Below are 18,140 nucleotides of genomic sequence, written 5' to 3' on the forward strand. Positions count from 1 at the left end.
GGCATCCGCGGCCCATTTCCTATCTAGTTGGTAGGTAATATCGAGTTATGGCCCGATCCGGAGGAACGACCTGATGACCGAGATCCTGCCGGCCCAGGCGGTGGACCCCGCACGGTTCCGCCGGGCCCTCGCCCTGCACGCGGCCGGCGTCGTCATCGTCACCGCCCGGTCCGGCGGCGCGCCGGCCGGCCTCACCGCCACGTCCTTCTCCTCGGTCAGCCTCGATCCGCCCCTCGTCTCGTTCTATGTCGACCGCGCCTCCACGACCTGGCCGGCCATCCGCGCCGCCGACCGCTTCGCGGTGAACATCCTGGCGGGCGACCAGGCCGCGCTGGCGTCGCGGTTCGCCCGGCGCGGCGTGGACCGGTTCACCGCGCCCACGGCCTGGCACGCGGGCGAGGACGGCGTCCCCCTGCTGGACGGCGTCTGCGCGCACCTGCACTGCGTCCCGCACACCGTGATGGACATCGGCGACCACATCCTCGTCGTCGGTCTCGTCACGCGCGCCGAGCCGAGGGACGACGATCGCCCGCTGCTCTACCAGCGCGGGCTCTTCGGCCACTTCCTCCCCCACTCCTGAGCCGCCGCGACGCCGAGGCCCCCCGGATCCGGGACGGGCTCGGCGGGCGGGCCGTCAGCGGGCGGCGAGGAAGCCGGTGACCTGCGGGGCGATCCGGGCGATCCAGGCGCCGACCACCTCGTCGGCGTCCGGGATCTGGGACTCCAGCAGGGCCAGCCCCGGGGTCGGGACGTGCGCGCCCAGCTCGACCAGGAGCGGGCGCAGGTGCGTCTCCACGGCGAGGGAGTGCTTGGCGTCGCCCATGACCAGCAGCGGCAGGGCGGCCGTGGACGCGAGCGAGCCCGCGCCGAACCGGTCGAGGAACACCTTCAGCAGCCCGGTGTAGGTGGCCTTGTAGGTCGGGCTCGCCACCACCAGCACGTCCGCGCCGCCGACGGTGTCCAGCGCGTCCCGCACCTCGGGCGGCGGGTCGGCGCTGAGCAGGCCGGACGCCAGCGCCGACAGGTCGACGGTCCGTGCCCCGCCCGCCTTCTCGATCCGCTCCTGCACCGCCCGCACGGCCGTGTGCGCCACCCCGAGCGTGCGGGACCCGGGTCGCGGGTTGCCCACCAGCGCGACGACGCTCAACGGCCCGCTCCCCCGGTCGTCGGGAGGCCCGCCGCGCGCCACGCCTTGAACCCGCCGACGACGTCGGTCGCGCGGGCCAGGCCGAGGTCGTGCAGGGACGCGGCGGCGAGGCTGGAGGTGTAGCCCTCCGAGCAGAGCACGATGACGCGCAGGTCGTGGCCGGTGGCCTCCGGCAGGCGGGCGGCCGAGGACGGGTCGAACCGCCATTCCAGGACGTTGCGCTCGACGATCAGCGCGCCGGGCACCTCGCCCTCGTCGGCGCGCTGGGCCGACGGGCGGATGTCGACGAGGACCGCCCCGTCGCGCGCCTCGGCGTGGGCCTGGTCGGGGTGGACGCGTTCCAGCCTGCCGCGGGCTTCGGCGAGGATCTCATCGATGGTGCGAGCCATGGGATCCAGGATGGCAGGCTATTTCCTATGAAGCCAATCGGGAATCTGCGCTAACCCGCCAGCTGGGCCTCGGCCGCGGCGAGGACCTCCTGGATCCGCAGGCCGTGCGCGGCGTCCAGCAGCGGGCTCGGCCCGCCGCGGACCGCCGCCGCGAACTCCGCCACCATCGTCGCGAACGCGTCGTCGCCGAGCTGCGACCAGTCGAGCTGCGCGTGCCCGTTGCGCCCGTACACCTCGACACGTGCGGGCGGCAGTTCCCCGTGTCCCGCCATCGACACCGACGCCTGGCTGACCGCGCCGCCCTCGTGCTCCAGCGTCAGCCCGACCCAGCCGAGGGGGTCGCCGTGCGCGCGGACGCCGGCGACCCGGCCGAGCGAGGCGTCCAGCAGGTCGACGATGTGCGGGCCGAGGTCGAGCAGCGCGCCCTTCTCCAGCCGCCACGGGGTGGCGAAGGGCCCGCCGCTCAGCACGGAGGAGACGAACGACCCGTAGCCGCCGAACGGCTCCAGCTCCGCCGCGCGGGCGAGGAAGGCGCGGGCCGCCCGCGAGTAGCGCAGCGTGAAGACCATCTGCGAGACGACGCCCGCCTCGGCGATCGCGCCGGCGACCCGGCGGGCGCCGTCCAGGTCCATGGCGAGGGGCTTCTCCAGCAGGACGGCCTTGCCCGCCCGGGCGGCCCGGGCGGCGAGGCCGGCCTGGACGTCCGGCGGGACGGAGAACGCGACGGCCTCGCAGGCGTCGAACAGCTCCTCGATCCGCGCGAACGAGGGCGCGCCGTGCTTGCCGGCCAGCTCGGCCGACGCCTCCGGACGCCGCGCCCACACGCCCGCGAGCCGGGTGGCCGGCCCCGCCGCCAGCGCGGGCGCGTGCACCATCCCGGCCCAGGGCCCCGCCCCGACCAGCCCCACCGCCACAGAATCGCTCATGGGGCAAACCTAGACGATCTACCCGCGGGTCAGTTCCCGGAAGAAGGCCCGGACGTCGGACACGAGCAGGTCCGGCTGCTCCAGCGCGGCGAAGTGGCCGCCGCGCTCGAACTCCGTCCAGCGGACGATCTTGTCGGTCCGCTCGGCCAGCGCCCGGACGGGCAGCGCGGCCTCGTGCGGGAAGACGGCCACCGCGGTCGGGACGGTCGAGGCCCCCTTGCCGCCCCAGGTGCGGGACGCCTCGTAGTAGAGCTGCGCCGAGGAGCCCCCGGTGTTGGTCAGCCAGTAGAGGGTGACGTTGGTCAGCAGCGCGTCGCGGTCGACGCCGTCCTCGGTCCATTCGGTGAACTTCTCGGCGATCCACGCGAGCTGCCCGGCCGGGGAGTCGGCGAGGCCGTAGGCGAGGGTCTGCGGGCGGGTCGACTGGATGGCCATGTAGCCGCCCATGTCGGATGTGAAGCGCTCCAGTCCCCCGAGCCGCTCCCGGTCGGCCTCGTCCAGCCCCTCCGGCGAGCCGAACGTGAGCAGGAAGTTCACGTGCACGCCGATCAGCCGCTCGGGCGCCACGTGGCCGAGCTCGCGGGAGATCCCCGACCCGTAGTCGCCGCCCTGGGCGCCGTAGCGGTGGTAGCCGAGGCGCTCCATCAGCACCGCCCACGCCTCGGCGATGCGGTGCAGGTCCCAGCCGGTGCCGGCGAGCGGCGAGGAGAACCCGAAGCCGGGGATCGAGGGGATGACGAGGTGGAACGCGTCCGCGGGGTCGCCGCCGTGGGCGCGCGGGTCGGTCAGCGGGCCGATGACGTCGAGGAACTCCACGACCGAGCCGGGCCAGCCGTGCGTGAGGATCAGCGGCGTCGCGTCCGGCTCGGGCGAGCGGACGTGCAGGAAGTGGATCCGCTGGCCGTCGATCTCGGTGACGAACTGGGGGTGCTCGTTGAGCCGCGCCTCGTGGACGCGCCAGTCGTAGCCGCCGGCCCAGTAATCGACCAGCTCGCGCAGGTGGTCCTCGGGGACGCCGCGCTCGGCGCCGGTGCCGGGGAGCCGGCCCGGCAGCCGGGTCCGGGCCAGCCGGTCGCGCAGGTCGTCCAGGTCGGCCTGCGGGATGTCGATGCGGAAGGGGCGGATGTCTTCGCTCATGACCCCAGCATTTCCCGCAATGCGGCAAGATCCTTGCAGCGATCGGGAGGAGAATCGGGACATGCTCGAAGCATCCGCCCGCCTGCTGCGCCTCCTGTCGCTCCTGCAGACCCGCGCGGACTGGACGGGCGCCGAACTCGCCGAGCGGCTGCAGGTCAGCGTCCGGACCGTCCGCTACGACATCGGCAAGCTGCGCGACCTCGGATATCCGGTGCACGCGGTGCCCGGAGCGGCCGGCGGCTACCGGCTCGGCGCGGGCGCCGCGCTGCCGCCGCTGCTGCTCGACGACGAGGAGGCCGTGGCCGTGGCGGTCAGCCTGCGCACCGCCGCCGGCGGCACCGTCGCCGGGATCGAGGAGACGAGCGTGCGGGCGCTCGCCAAGCTGGAGCAGGTCCTGCCGTCCCGGCTGCGGCGCCGCGTCGGCGCGCTGCACGACTACACGACGCGGCTGACGCCGGGCGGTCCGACCGTCTCGGCCGACGTCCTCGCCACGGTCGCCGCGGCCTGCCGCGACCACCGGCGGCTGCGGTTCGGCTACCGGAAGCACGACGGGAGCGAGACCGCCCGCGACGTCGAGCCGTACCGGCTCGTCCACACCGGCCGCCGCTGGTACCTGACCGCGTGGGACGTCGCCCGCGACGGCTGGCGGACGTTCCGCGTCGACCGGCTCACCCCCCGGACCCCCGAGGGCCCGCGGTTCACCCCGCGCGAGCCGCCTCCCGAGGACCTGGTGCCACGCGGGGTGGACGCCGCGCTGGCGCGCTTCCAGGCGCGCGTCACCGTCCACGCGCCGGCCGCGGAGATCTCGGCCCGGGTACCGGCGTCCGTCCTCGTCGAGCCGCTGGACGGCGGGCGCTGCGTGGTCCACGCGAGCGGCGACACCCCGCACCGGCTCGCGCTCAACGTCCTGATGCTCGACGCCGGGTTCGAGGTGGGCGGCCCGCCCGAGCTGCTGGACGCGCTGGAGCTGCTCGCCGGACGCTGCCGGCAGGGCGTCAGCAGCCGCCGTGCGTGATCATCCAGTCGTCCAGGAAGGTCTGGACGTGGTGGTCGTACAGCCCGCCGTCCGTCAGGTACTCGCGGGCGGACTCGTAGTCCTGGCCGCAGGTCGCGTTGCCGGCCTCGATCGCCCAGTCGTCCGGCGCCGTGATCCCGTCCGCGGCGATCATGGCCAGGAAGTTCTCGTCCGCGTCCCCGGTCACGGGCGGCTCCGCAGGCGGCTGCGGCCGCACGGTCCGGTGCTCGGTGATCGTGACGGTCGGCCGCGGCGCGGTCCGCGTCCGCTCCTGCTCCTGCGTGGGCGTGTTCGCCGGCGCCGAGGTGCCGGTCTCGGCGACCCGTCCGGCGTCGCGGGAGTCGTCCGGGTTCAGCTTGAAGAACGCGACGGCACCGCCGAGCACCAGGACCGCCGCCGTCAGCGCCGCTGCCGCCACGAGCATGATCTGCCTCATGTCGTCCCCTTGATGGGCAGCCGCGAGGGAGGATCAGGAACGGGTCTCACCCGTCCCTCGCGCCGGGCGGGGCCCACCTTCCAGCGTGGGCGTGACCGCGCGACCACGGAAAGGGACGATGGTCCCGACCCTGGTCGTTCCGGCGTCCCGGGAGGTGCGGGACACTTCCGGCGATCAGCCGAGCTGGACGCCGAAGAACAGCGCGGCGAGGGCGCCCAGGGCCCCGAGCGCCCCCCACACGGCCAGCCCGGCCTTCGACGTGGCGCGGGTGTGCAGGAACGCGGCCACCCCCGACAGCAGCACGAACGCCAGCTTCACCTCCAGGGTCCGCTGCGCGGCGCCCCCGATGTCGCCCGAGGTGATGTTCCAGACGCCGGTGAGGACGAGCACGGCGAACGCGGGCCAGGCGACCGCGTTGTAGCGGCGGGCCGCGACCTTGGTGACGCCCTCGTAGCCGCGCAGCGCGGGCACGAGGGCGCCCAGCGTGATCTGCCCGCCGACCCAGATCGTCGCGGCGAGCACATGCAGGAAGATCCGTACGTCGGCGGTGGTGACGGCGAGCACGAGGGGCCTCCGAGGGCGGACCGGGCGGTGATCGGTATCGGTCGCTCCGGACGTTACCGCCCTCCCCCGCGACCTCCCGCAGAACCCCCCGCCATCCAGCGACCCGCCCCCGCAACGGCGATGGCCGCCCGCTCTCCGACGGAAAGGCGGGCGGCCATTGCGGGGAGTCAGGAGATGATGAAGGAGCTCGCGACGTTGTCGAAGGCCTTGTTCTTCGGATCGGTGTGGTAAAGGCAGGTCGACGGCTGGCTGAGCCGGCGGCAGTAGTCGGCGAACCCGGTGCTGCCCCGCTGGTTCGCCGTGAGGTCATGCCCGTCGTACAGCTTGATGTTGCAGTTGGTGGCGTCGTTGCTCTGCACGGAGCTGATCCGGTTGTCCCAGAAGTCGTTGTGGGCGATGTTGTACGGGTATTCGACGTCGAACGGCCCCGAGCACTTGCTCACGCCGTTCGGCAGGTAAAAGGTGACCTCCGCGCCCTCGTAGTACGGGTGCTGGTGCACCTTGATCGCCCACGGGCCGGCGGCGGCGCGCTGGGCGGCACTGCCGCAGTCCGCGCCGCCGCCCGCCTTGAGCACGCAGACGCGGGCCCCCTCGGCGGGTGCGGTGTCCTGGGCGAAGGCGGCGGGCGCCGCCGCCGCGGCGAGCGCGGCGGACGCGCCGAGGACGGCGGCGCGGGCGGTCGCGCGGGTGAGCTTGTTCCGCATGAGATCCCCTTTTCTCCGGGAAGATCGGTACGCGCCGCACGCTAAGAATGCCGCGTACATCCGCCGTATACGCGGCGTAGATCATCGCGAGAACGGCGATTGACCGAACGGCTGATCATCAAAGAGGGCATGCGGAACGCCGGAAGCGGAGCAGGTCGCGTGTTATGGTCCCGGCACGGGGGATGGGGGACGGGGGTCTCTTCATGCGTTTCGGAATATTAGGGCCACTCTCGGTCACCGAAGGCGGGCGGACCTTCGAGTTGACATCGTCCAAATCGCGTGTCGTGCTCGCGGTTCTGCTCCGCTATGCCAATACCCCGGTCTCCGACGATCTGCTCGCGGACGCTCTCTGGGGAGACCGGCCGCCCCGGTCGGCCGCGGCGAACCTCCGCATGTACGTGCACACGCTGCGCAGGACGCTGGAGAGCGCGGACCGGATCGCCAGGGTCCCGCCCGGCTACGCGCTCACCGTCCGTCCAGGGGAGCTCGACGCCCAGCGCTTCGCGGATCTGGTCCGGCAGGGCCGGGAGGCCGGTGAACGGGCGGACGCGGCCGCCGCGCACGCCGCGCTGAGCGAGGCGCTCGCACTCTGGCGCGGGGACGCCTACGCGGGGCTGGACGACCTCCCGCCGCTGCGCGACGAGGCCGTGCGGCTGGAGGAACTGCGCCTGGCGGCCGTCGAGGACCGCGTCTCCGCCGGCCTGGACCTGGGCCGGCACGGCGAGCTGGTGCCCGAGCTCCGCGCCCTGGCCGCCGAGCACCCGCTCCGGGAACGGTTCCGGGCGCAGCTGATGCTCGCCCTGTACCGCTCCGGCCGGCAGGCCGAAGCCCTGCAGGTCTACCGCGACACCCGGCGCGTGCTCACGGAGGAGCTGGGCATCGAGCCCGGCCCCCGGTTGCGGCGGCTGGAGGATGCCGTGCTCGCGAACGACCCGTCACTGGACCTCGCCGTTCCGGTCTGGGCCGTCCCGCCGCCCGGACAGCCGGCGTGGCCCGCCCCTCAGCAGCTGCCCCCGGGCGTGGCGGGGTTCACCGGCCGGGCCGAGGAGCTCGCCCGGCTGACCGGCCTGGTGCCGGAGGAGGGCGCGTGCCCGAGCACCGTGGTCATCGCGTCGATGTCGGGGATGGCCGGGGTGGGCAAGACGACCCTCGCCGTGCACTGGGCCCACCGCCTGCGCGATCGTTTCCCGGACGGGACGCTGTTCGTGGACCTGCGGGGCTACGGCAGGACCGGCCCGCCCGCGCGGCCCGACGAGGTGCTCGACGGGTTCCTGCGCGCCCTGCGAGTGCCGCCCGCGGCGATCCCCCCGGCACTTGAGGAGCGGGCGGCGATGTACCGGTCACGGCTCGACCGGCGGCGCATGCTGATCGTGCTGGACAACGCCGCCTCGTCGGAACAGGTCGGCCCGCTCCTGCCGGGGACGGGCGACTGCATGGCGGTCGTGACCAGCCGCGGCAGCATGTCCGGCCTGGTCGTCCGGACGGGCGCGCACCGGATCCCCGTCGGTCTCCTGTCGCGGGAGGAGTCGCTGGCGCTGCTGCGCGAGGTGATGGGAGCCGGCCGCGTCGACGCCGAGCCCGAGGCGTCGGCGGAGGTGGCGCGGCTCTGCGCGTACCTGCCGCTGGCGCTGCGCCTGGCCGCGGAACGCGCCGCGGTGCGCCCGCACCTCTCACCGGCCGAGCTGTGCCGGGAACTCCAGGACGAGCGCGGCCGGCTGGACCTGCTCGCGGCGGCCGACGACGACAGTGTCGCGGTGCGCGCGGCGTTCCGCTGGTCCTACCGCGCGCTGCCGCCGGACGCGGCCCGCACCTTCCGTCTCCTGGGCCTGCACCCGGGACCCGACATCAGCCTGGACGCGGCCGCCGTCCTCACCGCCCAGGAGAGGCGGCGGACGAGGGAGCAGCTGGAGGCGCTGACCGACGTGCACCTGCTCCAGGAGACGACGCACGGGCGGTACCGGCTGCACGACCTGCTCCGCGTCTACGCCAGGGACCGCGCCGCCGCCGACGAGCCGGAGCCGGAACGGGACGCGGCCGTGCGGCGGGTCCTCGGCTGGTACCTGTCCACGGCCGACGCCGCCGACCGGGTCCTGATGCCCGGCCGCCGGCGCGTCCCGATGGACCCGCCGCCGCCGGAATGCCGCCCCGCGGCCCTGGACTCCGCCGCCGAGGCGCTGGAGTGGTGCGAAGCGGAGAGGCTCAACCTCGTGGCGGCGACACGGCACGCCGCCGAGACCGGCATGCACGACGTCGCCTGGAAGCTGCCGTTCACGCTCTGGAGCTATTTCAGCCTCCGCACCCGCTGGACGGACTGGATCGTCACGCACGACATCGGCCTCGGCTCCGTCCGCGAGAGCGGGGACAGGTACGGCGAGGCGCACCTGCTGACGAGCATCGCCAACGCCTACCGGGAGGTGCGGCGCTTCGACGAGGCGTTCGAGCGGTTCGCGGCGGCCATCGCCATCGGCCGTGAGATCGGCGAACCGTGGATCGAGGCGTCCGCCCGCACCCTGCGGAGCGTGGCGCTCGCCGATCTCGGCCGGTTCGGCGCCGCGATGGTCGACTGCGAGGACGCGGAGGAGACCTTCCGCGCCATCGGCGACCGGTGGGGCGAGGCATGGGTGCGCTACCAGCTCGGCGAGATCTGCGGGAAGGTCCGCCGTCCCGCCGAGGGCATCGAGCACTCCCGGCGGGCCCTCGCGCTGTTCGAGCGGGTCGACGACCGCTGGGGGGCGAGCCGGGCGCTGTGGGCGCTCGGCCGGGCCTACCGCGACCTCGGGCGCCGGGAGGAGGCCGAGGACCACTCGCGGCGGGCCCTGGACGCCGCCCGCGCGATCGGCAACCGCCTCGGCGAGGGCTTCGCCCTGCTCGACCTCGGCAAGATCAAGGAGGACGCCGGCGACGGCGCCGCCGCGCGGCGGCTCTGGCGACAGGCGCTCGGCATCTTCGAGCAGCTCGGTGCCCCGCAGGCGGAGAGGGTCCGGGCACGCCTGGCGGCCTCCCCGGCGGCGTCGCGGGCCGATGACCTACCGTTGTCACCGTGACCGACCATCGTGAGCAGGGGGAGCTGGCGGGCGCGCTGCGGCGGGCCGGGGTGAGCGGGGTGGACGATTCCGCGCTCGCGCGCTCGATGTACTCGTCGGACGCCTCGCTGTACCGCGTGCCGCCGCAGGTCGTGGTGACGCCCCGGGAGGCCGGCGAGCTGCCGGCCGTGCTGGAGGTGTGCCGGGACGCCGGGGTGCCGCTGACCATGCGGGGCGGCGGGACGTCCATCGCGGGCAACGCGGTCGGTCCCGGCGTCGTCGTCGACGTGAGCCGGCACCTGAACCGGGTGCTGGAGATCGACCCGGAGGCCGGGACGGCGCTGGTCGAGCCCGGGATCGTGCAGGCGCGGCTGCACGAGGTGGCGGCGGGGCACGGGCTGCGGTTCGGGCCCGACCCGTCCACCCGGACGCGGGCCACGCTCGGCGGGATGATCGGCAACAACGCGTGCGGGTCGCGGGCGCTCGGGTACGGGCGGACGAGCGACAACGTGCTCGGGCTCGACGTCGTCGCCGGGTCCGGGGAGCGGCTGCGCCTCGGGGACGTGCCGGGCGCGGCGACCGGCGGCGCGCTCCTCGACCGGCTGCGGGAACTGGCCGGCGAGAACCTCGCGCTGATCCGGACGGAGTTCGGGCGGTTCGGCCGCCAGGTCTCCGGCTACTCGCTGGAGCATCTCCTGCCGGAGAAGGGGTTCGACGTCGCGCGGGCCCTGGTCGGCACCGAGGGGACGCTGGCGCTGACCTTGGCGGCGCGGCTGCGGATGGTGCGCGAGCCCGCGTGCCGGCTGCTCGTGGTGCTGGGGTACGGGTCGATGGCCGAGGCCGCCGACGCCGTCCCGGCGATCCTCCCGTACGGGCCGGTCGCGTGCGAGGGGCTGGACTCGCGGATCACGAACGTCGTCCGGGAGCGGCGCGGCGCGGACGCGGTGCCGCCGCTGCCGGCCGGCTCGGGCTGGCTGCTCGTCGAGCTGGCCGGGCCCGAGCCGGGGGCGCTGCGGGCCACCGCGGGGAAGGTTGTCGGCGAGTCCGGCTGCACCGGTTCGATGCTGGTCGAGGACATGGCGCTGGCCGACGCGCTGTGGCGGATCCGCGAGGACGGGTCCGGCCTCGTCGCGCGCACGCCCGAGGGAGAGCAGGCGCACGCCGGGTGGGAGGACGCGGCCGTCCCGCCCGAGCGGCTCGGCGCCTACCTGCGGGAGTTCGAGACGCTGCTCGGCGAGCACGACCTGTTCGGCGTCCCGTACGGGCACTTCGGCGACGGCTGCATCCACGTCCGGATCGACTTCCCGTTCGGGCGCGCGGACGGGACGCGGGTGTTCCGGGACTTCCTGAACGAGGCGGCCGCGCTGGCGGCCCGGCACGGCGGCACCATGTCCGGCGAGCACGGCGACGGGCGGGCCCGCAGCGAGCTGCTGCCGCACATGTACTCGGCCGAGGCGCTCGCGCTGTGCGCCGAGGTCAAGGACGTCTTCGACCCCGGCGGCGTGCTGAACCCGGGCATCGTGGTGCGGCCCGCTCCCGTGGACGCCGACGTGCGCGCCGTGCAGCTGATCCCGTTGAACCGGGGCCTCGGTCTCGCCTACCGGGACGATCGCGGCGACCTGTCCCGGGCCGTGCACCGGTGCACGGGCGTGGGCAAGTGCCGCGCCGACAACACCGGCGCGGGCGGCGTGATGTGCCCGTCCTACCTCGCGACCCGGGAGGAGAAGGACTCCACGCGCGGCCGGGCCAGGGTCCTGCAGGAGGTCGTCAGCGGGAAGCTCGGCCCGGACGGCTGGAGGTCCGAGGCCCTGCACGACGTCCTGGACCTGTGCCTGTCGTGCAAGGGCTGCGCGTCCGACTGCCCGACCGGGATCGACATGGCGTCCTACAAGGCCGAGGCGCTGCACCAGCGCTACAAGGGCAGAATCCGGCCCCGCGCCCACTACGCCCTCGGGTGGCTCCCGCGCTGGACGCGGCTCGCGGCCAAGGCGCCCGCGGCGATCCGGGCGATGAACGCGGCGATGCGGTCGCGGGCCTTGAGACCGCTGGTCGCGTGGGGCGCGGGGATCGACCGGCGGCGGACGCTGCCGGCGTTCGCGCCGGTGACGTTCCGGCGCTGGTTCGCGTCCCACCGCAGCCCGGAGGGCCGCAACGGCGACGTCGTGCTGTTCGTGGACAGCTTCACCGACGCGTTCTCCCCCGAGGTGGGGCGGGCGACCGTGCGGGTGCTGGAGCACGCCGGCTACCGCGTCACGGTGACCGAGCGGCCCGTCTGCTGCGGGATCACGTGGATCTCGACCGGCCAGCTGGACGGGGCGCGTGCGCAGGCCCGCCGCACGGTCCGGGCGCTGCTCCCCCATGTGCGGCGGGGCGCGAAGGTCGTCGGGATGGAGCCGTCCTGCACCGGCGTGCTGCGGTCCGACGCCGAGGAGCTGCTGCGGGGCGTGGACGCCGCTGCGGCGCGCGAGGTCGCCGCCGCGACCCGCACCCTGGCCGAGCTGCTCGCCGAGACCCCCGGCTGGGCCCCGCCCGACCTGTCCGGCGTCACCGGGATCGCGCAGCCGCACTGCCACCACCACGCCGTCATGGGCTGGACGAGGGACGCCGCCCTGCTGCGGGAGGCGGGCGCGGACGTCGCCCGGCTCGGCGACTGCTGCGGCCTCGCCGGGAACTTCGGCGTCGAGAAGGGCCACCACGACGTGTCGGTCGCGGTCGCCGAGCACCGGCTGCTCCCGGCCGTCCGCAAGACCGGGACGGGCGAGGTGGTGCTCGCCGACGGGTTCAGCTGCCGGACGCAGCTGCGCGAGCTGGCGGAGCGCGACGGGGAGCACCTGGCGCAGCTGCTGGCCCGGCACCTGCCGGAGGGCTAGCCGCCGAGGGTGCGCGACAGGGTGAGCGCGGCGGTGTGGACGGCCGGCGCGACCGCCGGGAGCCGCATCGTGGCCGACCAGCCCGACACCGACAGGGCGCCGAGGGCGAGGCCGTCGGCGCCGAGGACGGGGCTGGCCGCGCACACGATCCCCGCGCCGGACTCCTCCCGGTCGTAGGCGACGCGCTCGCGCCGGATCCGCTCCAGCTCCCTGGCGAGCAGGCCGGGCGCGGTGACGCTGCGCTCGCTGGTCTTGACCAGGCCGGACTCCAGCACGCCCTGCACCACCTCCGGCGGGGAGAACGCCAGGATCGCCTTGCCGACCCCGGTGACGTGCGCGGGCAGCCTGCCGCCGACCTGGGACGGGAGCCGCGGCCCGCCGGAGGAGCCGAGGATCTCCACGTACACCACCTCGCCGCCCTCCAGCACCGCCAGGTGGACGGTCTGCCGCGTCGCCTCCCGCAGGTCCGACATGTAGGGGACGGCGGCGTCCCGCAGCACCCGCTGGCGCGGCACCCGCTGCCCGATCTCGAACAGCTTGAGCCCGAGCCGCACCCGCGTGCCCTGCCGCTCCAGCAGGCCGGCCTCGACCAGGTCGACGGTGATGCGGTGCGCGGTGGACCGCGGCAGGCGGCTGCGGCGGGCGAGCTCGGCGGCGCCGAGCGCGTCGTCGTCGGCGCGGAACGCGGTCAGCACCGCGACGGCACGGCGCAGGAAGCTGTCGTCCGACGGCATGCAAGAAGTGTCTCACCACACGGGACGAACGCGTTGCCCGCGGTGCCGCGGGCGGGAGAGGCTCGCCCTGCCCATACGACGAAAGGACCGCCCATGGACCCCGGTTCCGTGGAGAAGGCCGCGGCCGCGCTGCTCGACGCGTACGCCACCGGCACTCCCATCGCGCCGCTGACGAAGGACCATCCGGATATGTCGGTGGCCGACGCCTATGCGGTCCAGCTCGCCCAGGTCGAGGCGTGGACCGCCCGCGGCGCGCGGATCAAGGGCCACAAGGTCGGGCTGACCTCGGCCGCGATGCAGCGCCAGATGGGCGTCGACCAGCCGGACTTCGGCGTGCTGCTGGACACGATGTTCCTGCCGGAGAGCGGTCCGATCGACACCGGCCGGTTCCTCCAGCCGCGGATCGAGCCGGAGATCGCGTTCGTGCTCGGGCGCCCGCTGGCCGGGCCCGGCGCGACCGCGGCGGACGCCGTCGCGGCCGTCGAGTACGTGCTCCCGGCGCTGGAGGTCATCGACTCCCGCATCGCGGACTGGAAGATCACACTGCCGGACACGATCGCGGACAACGCCTCCAGCGGCGGCGTCGTGCTCGGCACCCGCCCGGTCCGGCTGGACGACCAGGACCTGTCGCTCATGGGCTGCCTGCTGCGCCGCGACGGCGACCTGATCGACACCGGCGCGGGCGGCGCGGTGCTGGGCTCGCCGATCAACGCGCTGGTGTGGCTGGCGAACGTCCTCGGCGAGCGCGGCGTGTCGCTGGAGGCGGGCCACGTGGTGCTGCCCGGCTCGATCACCGCCGCCGTCCCGGTCGCACCCGGGGAGACGCTGACGGCGACGTTCGCCGGGATCGGGTCGGTGACGGCACGGTTTGGAAGGGAGGAGCTCAAATGAGTGAAGCGGCCCGGGGGGCGCGGGGGGTCGCCCCCTCGCAAGGTGCAGGGCGCAAGCTGACCGCGGCGATCGTCGGGCCCGGGAACATCGGCACCGACCTGCTGGTCAAGCTGGACCGCAGCGAGCTGATCGACGTCCACTCGATGGTAGGCGTGATCCCCGAGTCGGACGGGCTCGAACGCGCCCGCCGGATGGGCGTCCCGGCCTCGGCGGAGGGGGTGGACTGGCTGCTGAAGCAGCCGGAGCTCCCCGACATCGTCTTCGAGGCGACCTCGGCGAAGGCGCACCTGGCCAACGCCCCGCGCTACGAGGAGGCGGGGATCACGGCGATCGACCTGACGCCCGCCGCGGCGGGCCCGCTGGTGTGCCCGCCGGTGAACCTGGACTCGCTGTCGGACGCCCCCAACCTCAACATGATCACGTGCGGCGGGCAGGCGACGATCCCGATCGTGCACGCGGTGTCGTCGGTGGTCCCGGTGCCGTACGCGGAGATCGTCGCGTCCATCGCGTCCCGCTCGGCCGGGCCCGGCACCCGCGCGAACATCGACGAGTTCACCGAGACCACGGCCCGCGCGATCGAGCAGATCGGCGGCGCCGGGCGGGGCAAGGCGATCATCATCCTGAACCCGGTCGACCCGCCGATGATCATGCGGGACACGGTGTTCTGCGCGATCCCGCCCGACGCCGACGCCGCGGCGGTCGCCGAGTCGATCGAGAAGATGGTCGCGGAGGTCGCGGCCTACGTCCCCGGCTACACGCTGCGGGCCGAGCCGCAGTTCGACGAGCCCCGCGACATCTGGAACGGGATGGCCCGCGTCGCGGTGTTCCTGGAGGTGCGCGGCAACGGCGACCACCTGCCGCCCTGGGCCGGGAACCTCGACATCATGACCGCGGCGGCGGCCCGGGTCGGCGAGCAGCTCGCGCGCAGGAAGGCCACCTCATGAGCGAAGACAAGATCAGGATCACCGACTCGACGCTGCGGGACGGCAGCCACGCGATGGCGCACCGCTTCACCGAGGAGCAGGTCCGCGGCGTCGTGCACGCCCTCGACTCCGCCGGGGTGGAGGTCATCGAGGTCACGCACGGCGACGGCCTCGGCGGCTCGTCGTTCAACTACGGCTTCTCGCTGGAGGACGACGTCAAGCTCGTCGCCGCGGCCGTGGACGAGGCGACCCGCGCGAAGATCGCCGTCCTGCTGCTGCCGGGCTGCGGCACCGTGCACGACCTGCGGATGGCGCACGACGCGGGCGCGTCCGTCGCCCGGGTCGCGACGCACTGCACCGAGGCGGACGTGTCGCTGCAGCACTTCGCCGCCGCCCGCGACCTCGGCATGGAGACCGTCGGGTTCCTCATGCTGTCGCACCGGATCGGCCCCGAGGAGCTGGCGAGGCAGGCGCGGATCATGGTGGACGGCGGCGCGCAGTGCGTCTACGTCGTCGACTCCGCCGGCGCCCTGGTCCTCGGCGAGGCGCAGGAGCGGATCAGCGCGCTGGTCAAGGAGATCGGGCACGAGGCGCAGGTCGGGTTCCACGGCCACCAGAACCTGTCGCTCGGCGTCGCGAACTCCGTCCTGGCGCAGCAGAACGGCGCCCGGCAGATCGACGGGGCGCTGTGCGCGCTCGGCGCGGGGGCGGGCAACTCCCCCACCGAGGTGCTGGTCGCGACGTTCGAGCGGCTCGGCGTCCCGACCGGCGTGGACGTGCAGGGCGCGATGGCGGCGGCCGACGACGTGGTGAAGCCGTTCCTGCACCGGCTGCCGTTCGCCGACCGCGGCGCGATCACCCAGGGGTACGCGGGCGTGTACTCCAGCTTCCTGCTGCACGCCGAGCGCGCCGCCGAGCGGTACGGCGTCCCGGCGCACGAGATCCTGCAGAAGGTCGGCGAGGCCGGGTACGTGGGCGGCCAGGAGGACATGATCATCGACGTGGCCCTCCAGCTCGCCGCCGAGCGGGAGCGCGCGTCCTGACCGCCCGGGGCCCGCTCGGCCGGGCGGGCCCCGGGCGCCGGGAGGCGTCGGCCGCGGCCTTCGCGATCTTTGCAGCATGCAAGCGTTGGGATAGCTTGAACGGCATGACCCCCGAGGACCATCGCGCGTCGACTCCTCGCGGGCGGGCGCGCCGCGACCAGCTCGTGCGGATCGGCCTCGATCTGCTCGCCGAGGGCGGATGGCCCGCGATCACGGCGCGGGCCGTCGCGGACCGGGCCCGCATCCGGCCGGGCCTGCTGCACCACTACTTCAACGGGCTGCCGGGCCTGCACGTCGCGGTCGCGCAGCGGGCCAGCGAGATGATCACCGATCCGGTGGTGGACGCGCTGGTCGACGCGCCGGACACCGAGGCGGCGCTGAAGGCGCTGCGCGACCTCGTCCCGCGCATGATCGCCGGGGAGCGCAACCTCCGGCTCGCCGCGGAGCTGCTCGTCCGGGCGCTGCGCGACCCGCGGATGGGCGCCGAGCGGCGGGACTGGTCGCGGGCCGTCCGCGGCCGGATCGCGGCCCGCCTGGAGCAGCTGTGCCCGGCCTGGCCCGCCGAGCGCCGCGAGGGCACCGCCATGCTCTTCACCGCCATGCTGGACGGCCTGATGCTGCAGCTGATCCTCGACCCGGACCTGCCCGCCGGTCCCGCCCTGCACGCGACCGAGGCCCTCGTCGCCGACCCCTGACCCGTCAGCGCGGGCAGGACGGCACGATCGCCACCGCGCAGCGGGCGTCCCTGAGCATCCGCGAGCTGGTCGAGCCCAGCCCGCCGGTGGCCGCGGCCCGGTCGCCCAGCACCAGCAGCCCGGCGTCGCCGGCCGCGCTCCGCAGCGCCTCGGCGGGCCGCTCCAGGAGCAACGAGACCTCGATGTCGAGCTTCGGGTACCGTTCCCGCCACGGCCCCACGGCCTCCTCCAGCTCGGCCGCGCGGGTCTTCTCCAGCAGCTCCCTGTCGGTGAACAGCGACAGCTCGTACTCGTCGACCGCCGCGGGTTCCCAGCACCCGTAGACGACGTGCACGTCCCAGTCGCGCATGGCCGCCTCGCCCATGGCGAACCCCAGTGCCGCATCGCACCACGCCGACCCGTCGGCGCCCGCGACCACCCGGCGCGGGCCCGTCCCGTCCCGGACGACGATCACCGGCCGGTCGGCGCGCGCGGGCAGCTCCAGCGCCGTCGCGCCCTCGTCCAGCCGCTCGCGCGCCCCGATCACCACCACGTCGGCCCGGCCGGACGCCTGCAGCAGCGCCCTCGGCACCGGGCCCCGCATGAGGAGCGTGTGCACCGTCCCGGGCGCGCCCAGCTCCTTCGCCCTCTGCACGCCCTGCTCCAGCAGGTTCTGCCCCGCCCGCTTCATGACCGCCTCGCCGTGCGGGTCGGTGTGCCCTTCGGGGTAAGGCCAGTGCCAGCAGTGGCACAGGATCAGCTCCAGCCCGCGCAGCCGCGCCTCCTCGACCGCCCAGCGCAGCGCCGCGTCGTTCTCCGCCGTCCCGTCATAACCGAAAAGGACGTGCGTCCCCTGGTTCCTCTCTAAGCGCTCCATGTGCCTGCCCTCCTCCCGCCAGTCTGCGCGCACTTCGCGCGGACCAGAAGAGGCGTTGGTCCCTGGCCGTGTGCGTGACCACTTTCCCGAGCCATTACTGTCACGGGGAAGGAGGAGGCGATGAGAAGGTTGGGACGGGTCCGGCGCCGGTTCGGCTTCGACCGCAACGAGCTGCGACGCACCGTGGACCGCCGCCAGCGGGCGGCCGGCGCGGCGACGGCGGCCCTGTTCGTCGTCCTCGCCCCGCCCGTGTCGGCGAGCCTGGCCGCCGACGCCTACCAGAGCGGGGTCCGGGCCGAGCACCACCATCTCCGCCGCGTCACCGCGCAGATCATCCACACCGCGCCCGGCGGCGGCGCGGGCGTGCGCCACACCTACGCCGAGCTGGCGTGGACGTCCCCGGAGGGCGTCCCGCGGACCACCGTCGTCCCGGCGGACAAGTCCGTCCGGCCCGGCATGGGGCACCGCATCTGGGTGGACGCCGAGGGCAACCCGATCCGCCGCCCCCAGACCCACGCCACCACGGTCACCACCACGGCCGTCGCCGCGGCCATGGCGCTCGTCGCGGTCGGTCTCCCGCTGCTCTCCCTGTACCTCCTCGTCCGGCGCGGATGCGACCGCCGCCGCTACCTCCTCTGGGACGAGAGCTGGAGCGCCCTGGCCCGCCGCAAGGCCACCTGAAACTCCCCGCGTTCCATCGCGCCCATTCTGCTTAATACCGCGCGCCCGGCCGTTGTCACATCCGGGAAACCACGCATGTCCCACTCTGGACAAAGCCCTCGATTAC

18 protein-coding genes are annotated in these 18,140 nt (G+C 74.5%); 9 read left to right on the top strand and 9 right to left on the bottom strand.

Annotation, left to right across the window (positions count from 1 at the left end; translation table 11 throughout):
• Positions 1-73 precede the first annotated feature (73 nt).
• A complete protein-coding gene (locus K8Z49_RS07885; protein ID WP_412517907.1) occupies positions 74-580 on the top strand; it encodes a flavin reductase family protein in 507 nt (168 codons plus the stop codon).
• A 54-nt stretch (positions 581-634) separates the two neighbouring features.
• Here the strand turns inward: K8Z49_RS07885 and K8Z49_RS07890 are convergent, their stop codons facing one another.
• The 4 genes from K8Z49_RS07890 to K8Z49_RS07905 are packed head-to-tail and all read right to left on the bottom strand — an operon-like array spanning position 635 to position 3,599.
• Positions 635-1,147 (bottom strand): NADPH-dependent FMN reductase, encoded by a 513-nt coding sequence (locus tag K8Z49_RS07890; RefSeq protein WP_024936400.1) that lies wholly within the window; start codon positions 1,145-1,147, stop codon positions 635-637.
• Positions 1,144-1,536, bottom strand: coding sequence for a rhodanese-like domain-containing protein (locus tag K8Z49_RS07895; protein WP_021597100.1), 393 nt, complete (start codon positions 1,534-1,536; stop codon positions 1,144-1,146). Before K8Z49_RS07895 ends, K8Z49_RS07890 begins: the two co-directional genes overlap by 4 nt.
• Before the next feature lie 50 nt (positions 1,537-1,586).
• Positions 1,587-2,462, bottom strand: a complete 876-nt coding sequence (locus K8Z49_RS07900; protein WP_024936398.1) for a Gfo/Idh/MocA family protein — start codon at positions 2,460-2,462, stop codon at positions 1,587-1,589.
• Between the two features lie 18 nt (positions 2,463-2,480).
• Entirely contained in the window at positions 2,481-3,599 is a 1,119-nt protein-coding gene (locus tag K8Z49_RS07905; RefSeq protein WP_075024927.1) for an epoxide hydrolase family protein, read from the bottom strand.
• Between the two features lie 61 nt (positions 3,600-3,660).
• Here K8Z49_RS07905 and K8Z49_RS07910 point away from each other — a divergent pair, with 61 nt between their 5' ends.
• Positions 3,661-4,614 carry a helix-turn-helix transcriptional regulator gene (locus K8Z49_RS07910; protein WP_075024926.1) on the top strand — a complete coding sequence of 318 codons (954 nt, stop codon included), beginning with the start codon at positions 3,661-3,663 and terminating at the stop codon, positions 4,612-4,614.
• Here K8Z49_RS07910 and K8Z49_RS07915 read toward each other — a convergent pair.
• From K8Z49_RS07915 to K8Z49_RS07925, 3 genes are all read right to left on the bottom strand, one after another.
• Positions 4,595-5,050, bottom strand: coding sequence for a DUF732 domain-containing protein (locus tag K8Z49_RS07915; protein WP_021597096.1), 456 nt, complete (start codon positions 5,048-5,050; stop codon positions 4,595-4,597). The genes K8Z49_RS07910 and K8Z49_RS07915 overlap by 20 nt on opposite strands.
• 174 nt (positions 5,051-5,224) lie before the next feature.
• On the bottom strand, positions 5,225-5,614 hold the full coding sequence (locus tag K8Z49_RS07920) for a hypothetical protein (RefSeq protein WP_021597095.1): 390 nt from the start codon (positions 5,612-5,614) through the stop codon (positions 5,225-5,227).
• Between the two features lie 167 nt (positions 5,615-5,781).
• Positions 5,782-6,318 carry a hypothetical protein gene (locus K8Z49_RS07925; RefSeq protein WP_024936397.1) on the bottom strand — a complete coding sequence of 179 codons (537 nt, stop codon included), beginning with the start codon at positions 6,316-6,318 and terminating at the stop codon, positions 5,782-5,784.
• Positions 6,319-6,521: 203 nt separating this feature from the next.
• Between K8Z49_RS07925 and K8Z49_RS07930 the strand changes: the two genes are divergently transcribed.
• Both K8Z49_RS07930 and K8Z49_RS07935 read left to right on the top strand, forming a co-directional pair.
• On the top strand, positions 6,522-9,362 hold the full coding sequence (locus K8Z49_RS07930) for an AfsR/SARP family transcriptional regulator (protein ID WP_412517908.1): 2,841 nt from the start codon (positions 6,522-6,524) through the stop codon (positions 9,360-9,362).
• Positions 9,359-12,211 carry an FAD-binding and (Fe-S)-binding domain-containing protein gene (locus K8Z49_RS07935; RefSeq protein ID WP_412517909.1) on the top strand — a complete coding sequence of 951 codons (2,853 nt, stop codon included), beginning with the start codon at positions 9,359-9,361 and terminating at the stop codon, positions 12,209-12,211. Before K8Z49_RS07930 ends, K8Z49_RS07935 begins: the two co-directional genes overlap by 4 nt.
• Here K8Z49_RS07935 and K8Z49_RS07940 read toward each other — a convergent pair.
• Positions 12,208-12,945: an IclR family transcriptional regulator gene (locus K8Z49_RS07940; RefSeq protein ID WP_075024922.1), complete on the bottom strand. Its 738-nt coding sequence runs from the start codon at positions 12,943-12,945 to the stop codon at positions 12,208-12,210. The two genes, K8Z49_RS07935 and K8Z49_RS07940, sit on opposite strands and share 4 nt — an antisense overlap.
• Positions 12,946-13,038: 93 nt before the next feature.
• On the opposite strand from K8Z49_RS07940, the gene K8Z49_RS07945 reads away from it, so the two are divergent.
• The 4 genes from K8Z49_RS07945 (at position 13,039) to K8Z49_RS07960 (ending at position 16,497) form a co-directional block, all read left to right on the top strand.
• The gene (locus tag K8Z49_RS07945; RefSeq protein ID WP_021595957.1) at positions 13,039-13,836 is read left to right on the top strand and encodes a 2-keto-4-pentenoate hydratase; all 798 of its coding nucleotides are present in this window, start codon (positions 13,039-13,041) and stop codon (positions 13,834-13,836) included.
• Positions 13,833-14,780 carry an acetaldehyde dehydrogenase (acetylating) gene (locus K8Z49_RS07950; protein ID WP_021595956.1) on the top strand — a complete coding sequence of 316 codons (948 nt, stop codon included), beginning with the start codon at positions 13,833-13,835 and terminating at the stop codon, positions 14,778-14,780. Before K8Z49_RS07945 ends, K8Z49_RS07950 begins: the two co-directional genes overlap by 4 nt.
• Complete coding sequence (dmpG, locus tag K8Z49_RS07955) at positions 14,777-15,802, top strand: 4-hydroxy-2-oxovalerate aldolase (protein WP_021595955.1); 1,026 nt, start codon at positions 14,777-14,779, stop codon at positions 15,800-15,802. The genes K8Z49_RS07950 and dmpG overlap by 4 nt, the downstream gene beginning before the upstream one ends.
• 104 nt (positions 15,803-15,906) lie before the next feature.
• On the top strand, positions 15,907-16,497 hold the full coding sequence (locus tag K8Z49_RS07960) for a TetR/AcrR family transcriptional regulator (protein ID WP_021595954.1): 591 nt from the start codon (positions 15,907-15,909) through the stop codon (positions 16,495-16,497).
• Between the two features lie 4 nt (positions 16,498-16,501).
• Here K8Z49_RS07960 and K8Z49_RS07965 read toward each other — a convergent pair whose 3' ends face one another.
• On the bottom strand, positions 16,502-17,353 hold the full coding sequence (locus tag K8Z49_RS07965) for a universal stress protein (protein ID WP_021595953.1): 852 nt from the start codon (positions 17,351-17,353) through the stop codon (positions 16,502-16,504).
• A gap of 120 nt (positions 17,354-17,473) precedes the next feature.
• Between K8Z49_RS07965 and K8Z49_RS07970 the strand changes: the two genes are divergently transcribed.
• Positions 17,474-18,034 (top strand): hypothetical protein, encoded by a 561-nt coding sequence (locus K8Z49_RS07970; RefSeq protein WP_412517910.1) that lies wholly within the window; start codon positions 17,474-17,476, stop codon positions 18,032-18,034.
• The last annotated feature ends 106 nt before the right edge of the window (positions 18,035-18,140 follow it).

The sequence above is a fragment of the Actinomadura madurae genome (assembly GCF_047130825.1).
GTDB lineage: Bacteria > Actinomycetota > Actinomycetes > Streptosporangiales > Streptosporangiaceae > Spirillospora > Spirillospora madurae.

What these genes read in the sequence shown, in the direction of transcription:
- K8Z49_RS07885 (WP_412517907.1), top strand. Translation starts at nt 74, where the DNA reads ATGACCGAGATCCTGCCGGCCCAGGCGGTGGACCCCGCACGGTTCCGC.
- K8Z49_RS07895 (WP_021597100.1), bottom strand. Translation starts at nt 1,536, where the DNA reads ATGGCTCGCACCATCGATGAGATCCTCGCCGAAGCCCGCGGCAGGCTG.
- K8Z49_RS07900 (WP_024936398.1), bottom strand. Translation starts at nt 2,462, where the DNA reads ATGAGCGATTCTGTGGCGGTGGGGCTGGTCGGGGCGGGGCCCTGGGCC.
- K8Z49_RS07905 (WP_075024927.1), bottom strand. Translation starts at nt 3,599, where the DNA reads ATGAGCGAAGACATCCGCCCCTTCCGCATCGACATCCCGCAGGCCGAC.
- K8Z49_RS07910 (WP_075024926.1), top strand. Translation starts at nt 3,661, where the DNA reads ATGCTCGAAGCATCCGCCCGCCTGCTGCGCCTCCTGTCGCTCCTGCAG.
- K8Z49_RS07915 (WP_021597096.1), bottom strand. Translation starts at nt 5,050, where the DNA reads ATGAGGCAGATCATGCTCGTGGCGGCAGCGGCGCTGACGGCGGCGGTC.
- K8Z49_RS07925 (WP_024936397.1), bottom strand. Translation starts at nt 6,318, where the DNA reads ATGCGGAACAAGCTCACCCGCGCGACCGCCCGCGCCGCCGTCCTCGGC.
- K8Z49_RS07930 (WP_412517908.1), top strand. Translation starts at nt 6,522, where the DNA reads ATGCGTTTCGGAATATTAGGGCCACTCTCGGTCACCGAAGGCGGGCGG.
- K8Z49_RS07940 (WP_075024922.1), bottom strand. Translation starts at nt 12,945, where the DNA reads ATGCCGTCGGACGACAGCTTCCTGCGCCGTGCCGTCGCGGTGCTGACC.
- K8Z49_RS07945 (WP_021595957.1), top strand. Translation starts at nt 13,039, where the DNA reads ATGGACCCCGGTTCCGTGGAGAAGGCCGCGGCCGCGCTGCTCGACGCG.
- K8Z49_RS07950 (WP_021595956.1), top strand. Translation starts at nt 13,833, where the DNA reads ATGAGTGAAGCGGCCCGGGGGGCGCGGGGGGTCGCCCCCTCGCAAGGT.
- dmpG (WP_021595955.1), top strand. Translation starts at nt 14,777, where the DNA reads ATGAGCGAAGACAAGATCAGGATCACCGACTCGACGCTGCGGGACGGC.
- K8Z49_RS07960 (WP_021595954.1), top strand. Translation starts at nt 15,907, where the DNA reads ATGACCCCCGAGGACCATCGCGCGTCGACTCCTCGCGGGCGGGCGCGC.
- K8Z49_RS07965 (WP_021595953.1), bottom strand. Translation starts at nt 17,353, where the DNA reads ATGGAGCGCTTAGAGAGGAACCAGGGGACGCACGTCCTTTTCGGTTAT.
- K8Z49_RS07970 (WP_412517910.1), top strand. Translation starts at nt 17,474, where the DNA reads ATGAGAAGGTTGGGACGGGTCCGGCGCCGGTTCGGCTTCGACCGCAAC.